Source organism: Streptomyces phaeochromogenes (assembly GCF_001418655.1).
In the GTDB taxonomy this organism is placed as follows: Bacteria; Actinomycetota; Actinomycetes; order Streptomycetales; family Streptomycetaceae; genus Streptomyces; species Streptomyces phaeochromogenes.
This window is the reverse complement of the sequence record NZ_LIQZ01000051.1, coordinates 1-3,043: the sequence shown is the minus strand read 5'-3', so window position 1 is coordinate 3,043 and position 3,043 is coordinate 1. Positions and strand designations below refer to the sequence as shown.

The window sequence follows — 3,043 nt, the reverse complement described above, 5'->3', positions numbered from 1 at the left end:
GCCCCCAGGGACGGGACGGGTAGGGGCGGCGGGGGCGAGGCAAAACGCCGAAGGGGGCCTCCCGCACCACGGATGGCGGGAGGCCCCCTTCGGGGTGAAGCAGGTGACCGGAGGTCAGGAGGCCTTGGCCTTCTCCTCGGTCTTGGCGGGCGACGGCTCGGCCTTCGCGGCGGCAGGCGCCGGCGCCGGCTTCGCAGCCTCGTAGAACTCCTCACGAGGAGTCTCCATCGCCCCGAGCGAGACCACCTCACGCTTCAGGAACATCGCAAGAGTCCAGTCGGCGAAGACGCGGATCTTACGGTTCCACGTGGGCATGGCCAGCCCGTGGTAGCCCCGGTGCATGTACCAGGCAAGACGACCCTTGAGCTTGATCTTCATCTTGCCCATGACGATCATCGCGACGCCCTTGTGCAGGCCGAGCCCGGCGACCGCACCCTTGTTGGCGTGGCTGTACTCCTTCTGCGGGAAGCCCCGCATACCGGAGATCACGTTGTCGCCGAGGACGCGGGCCTGCCGCAGCGCGTGCTGCGCGTTCGGCGGGCACCAGGCGTTCTCGTTGCCGGCCTTGCGGCCGACGAGGTCCGGCACCTGGGCGTTGTCGCCGGCGGCCCAGACGTAGTCGGTGCCCTGCACCTGGAGCGTGGTCTGCGTGTCCACGTGACCACGGGGACCGAGCGGCAGACCGAAGCGGGAGAGCACCGGGTTGGGCTTGACGCCGGCGGTCCACACGATGGTGTTGGAGTCGACCTCGAGGCCGTTCTTCAGCACCACATGGCCGTCGACGCAGGAGTCCATGGAGGTGGAGAGGTAGACCTCGACCCCACGTCCTTCGAGGTGCTCCTTGCCGTACTGGCCGAGCTTCGGGCCGACCTCGGGAAGGATCTTGTCCGCGGCGTCGACGAGGATGAACCGCATGTCCTCGCGCGACACGTTGGTGTAGTACTTGGCCGCGTCGCGGGCCATGTCCTCGACCTCACCGATGGTCTCCGCACCCGCGAAGCCACCGCCGACGAAGACGAAGGTCAGCGCCTTGCGGCGGACATCCTCGTCCGTCGTGGAGTCGGCCTTGTCCAGCTGCTCGAGCACGTGGTTGCGCAGGCCGATGGCCTCCTCGATGCCCTTCATACCGATGCCCTGCTCGGCGAGGCCGGGGATCGGGAAGGTGCGCGAGACCGCGCCCATCGCGATGACGAGGTAGTCGAAAGGCAGCTCGTACGCCTCGCCCACGAGGGGGGCGATCGTGGCGACCTTGCGGTCCTGGTCGATGGTCGTGACCCGGCCGGTCAGAACTTCCGCCTTGGGCAGCACGCGTCGCAGCGGGACGACGACGTGCCGAGGCGAAATGCTGCCGGCGGCTGCTTCGGGGAGGAAGGGCTGGTAGGTCATGTACGACCGGGGGTCGACGACCGTGACGGTCGCCTCGCCGTAGCGCATCTTCTTGAGAATGCGCCGAGCTGCGTACAGGCCTACGTACCCACCGCCTACTACGAGGATCCTGGGACGCTCCGTGGTGCTCATGCCATCGAGTATCCACCTGCCCCAGGGGGGTGGCTCGTGCGCCCCTTCACAAGCTTCTTCACACCCTCTGCTACACTGCGCGGCCCACGTGAGCGAGTCATGGTCCAGCAGGGGAACCAGCGCCTGGTGCGGGCCGTTGTCAATGCCGCGTGAGCTGCCGCTCCGGCCGTTCGACCCCCCTGAACCGGCCCCCTTTTTCATACGATCGCAGCACTCGCCGAACACCCTGTTGATCATGCTCCGGGGCCGCTCGGGGGCCCCGGATGACCCGTAGGGACGAAAACCTCGCCCAACAGGGCCGATTCTCTTGTGAAGAACTTCACGAACTTTTCCGACGGGGTGTTCCCGGGGCCGTTTCCAAGACCGTTCAGAGGCCTCCCAGAGCGCTCATACGTCATCCGACCTGCTCAGTCGAGGCGCGCTCCGGGTCGGCTCCAGGCCGGCTCTAGGCCACGGACCACGCGATCCCATCGAGGATGTCGTGCTCGCTCACGACCACCTCGTCCGCCCCGATCCGCTCCATGACAGAGAGCAGTACGAGGGCGCCGGCGCCGATGACGTCGACCCGGCCCGGGTGCATCGAGGGGATCGCGGCACGCTCGGCATGGGTGGCGGACAGCAGCCGCTCGGTGATCTCGCGGACCCGGTCGTAGGAGACCCGGGAGTGGTGGATGGCCTCGGAGTCGTACTCCGGGAGGTCCAGGGCGATCGCCGCGACGGTGGTCACCGATCCGGCGAGCCCGACGAGCGTACGGGCCTCGCGCAGCGGCACGGACTCCTCGGCGAGGTCGAGCGCCGCCTCGATGTCGGCGCGGATCGCCTCGGTCTGCTCCGGGGCCGGCGGGTCGCTGACCACGCCGTCGTGCACGAGGTGCCGTTCCGTCATCCGTACGCAGCCGATGTCGACCGAGCGGGCGGCGCGGACGTGGTCCTCGCCCACGACGAACTCCGTGGAGCCGCCGCCGATGTCCACCACGAGGTAGGGCTTGGCGAGGTCGCCCGCCCGTCTCCCACCACCACCCTCATTCGAAGGGCGCTGCGCGCCCCCCTGGTTTAGTCCTGTCAGCTCCTTGGTGGCGCCCGTGAACGAGAACTCCGCCTCCTGGTCGCCGGAGATGACCTCGGGCTCCACTCCCAGGATGTCGAGGACTCCTCGTACGAACTCGTCGCGGTTCTCGGCGTCGCGGGAGGCGGAGGTCGCCACGAAGCGGAGTCGCTCCGCGCCGTGGTCCTTGACGATCGTCGCGTACTCGCGGCAGGCCGCGAAGGTCCGTTCCAGGGCGTCCGGGGCGAGTCTTCCTGTCCGGTCGACGCCCTGGCCCAGGCGGACGATCGTCATGCGGCGGTCCAGGTCGACGAGTTCTCCCGTCGCCGGGTCCGCGTCCGCGACGAGCAGCCGGATCGAGTTGGTACCGCAGTCGATGGCGGCGACGCGAGTCATGAGTGGTGGTCTCCTGTTGCGATCGTGGCTCCGGGGGCGCCCAAGCATTTTCTCGCCCCCGCCGCCCCTACCCATTCCCATCCC

2 protein-coding genes are annotated in these 3,043 nt (G+C 68.6%); both read right to left on the bottom strand.

Annotation, left to right across the window (positions count from 1 at the left end; all coding sequences use genetic code 11):
- Positions 1 to 114 precede the first annotated feature (114 nt).
- Positions 115 to 1,518: an NAD(P)/FAD-dependent oxidoreductase gene (locus AOK17_RS07420; RefSeq protein WP_055611524.1), complete on the bottom strand. Its 1,404-nt coding sequence runs from the start codon at positions 1,516 to 1,518 to the stop codon at positions 115 to 117.
- A gap of 445 nt (positions 1,519 to 1,963) precedes the next feature.
- Complete coding sequence (locus AOK17_RS07415) at positions 1,964 to 2,959, bottom strand: Ppx/GppA phosphatase family protein (RefSeq protein ID WP_055611523.1); 996 nt, start codon at positions 2,957 to 2,959, stop codon at positions 1,964 to 1,966.
- Positions 2,960 to 3,043 lie beyond the last annotated feature (84 nt).

What these genes read in the sequence shown, in the direction of transcription:
- AOK17_RS07420 (WP_055611524.1), bottom strand. Translation starts at nt 1,518, where the DNA reads ATGAGCACCACGGAGCGTCCCAGGATCCTCGTAGTAGGCGGTGGGTAC.
- AOK17_RS07415 (WP_055611523.1), bottom strand. Translation starts at nt 2,959, where the DNA reads ATGACTCGCGTCGCCGCCATCGACTGCGGTACCAACTCGATCCGGCTG.